The sequence below is a fragment of the Variovorax sp. GW460-12-1-14-LB1 genome, assembly GCF_059423605.1.
In genome coordinates, this window is sequence record NZ_JBWKYF010000170.1 from 1 (window position 1) to 652 (window position 652).

Consider the following 652-nt stretch of genomic DNA (forward strand, 5'->3'; position numbering starts at 1 on the left):
CCTGCGCTTCGCCATCCGTGAAGGCGGCCGTACCGTGGGTTCGGGCGTCGTGGCCAAGATCCTCGACATCTAAGCCGGACGCAAAGGAATCACCATGGCTACCAAGCAAAAGATCCGCATCCGCCTGAAGGCATTCGACTACAAGCTGATCGACCAGTCGGCCGCTGAAATCGTGGACACCGCCAAGCGCACCGGCGCGATCGTCAAGGGCCCGGTGCCCCTGCCGACCCGCATGAAGCGTTTCGACATCCTGCGTTCGCCGCACGTCAACAAGACGTCGCGCGACCAGCTGGAAATCCGCACGCACCAGCGCCTGATGGACATCGTCGACCCTACCGACAAGACCGTGGACGCGCTGATGAAGCTCGACCTGCCGGCCGGCGTCGACGTCGAGATCAAGCTGCAGTAATTCGACCTCGCGTCGCATTCCGAGCACAGCCCGCCTGCAGAAATGCAGGCGGGCTTTTTTGTGCTTCACGTTTGTTTCTCAACTGTGGCATCCTCGCGCACCGGCCTGCGGGACGCAGTGCGCCGGGGCTGAAACGAGGGCAGCACACGTGATGAGCCAGAAGTTCTCTTTTGCATTCGGTGCGGCGTGCATCGCAGCGGCATTGCTGGCAGGTTGCGGTGGGGGAGGCGGTGGTGGTGGCGG

General features: G+C 63.0%; 2 protein-coding genes. Both read left to right on the forward strand.

The genetic code is table 11. The annotated features are described in order from the left end of the window. On the forward strand, positions 1 to 73 hold a 73-nt coding region (locus AC07Y4_RS32960; RefSeq protein ID WP_487861899.1), incomplete at its 5' end, for an EF-Tu C-terminal domain-related protein. Positions 74 to 94: 21 nt separating this feature from the next. Next, entirely contained in the window at positions 95 to 409 is a 315-nt protein-coding gene (gene rpsJ / locus AC07Y4_RS32965) for a 30S ribosomal protein S10 (protein WP_007838118.1), read from the forward strand. Positions 410 to 652: the final 243 nt, after the last annotated feature.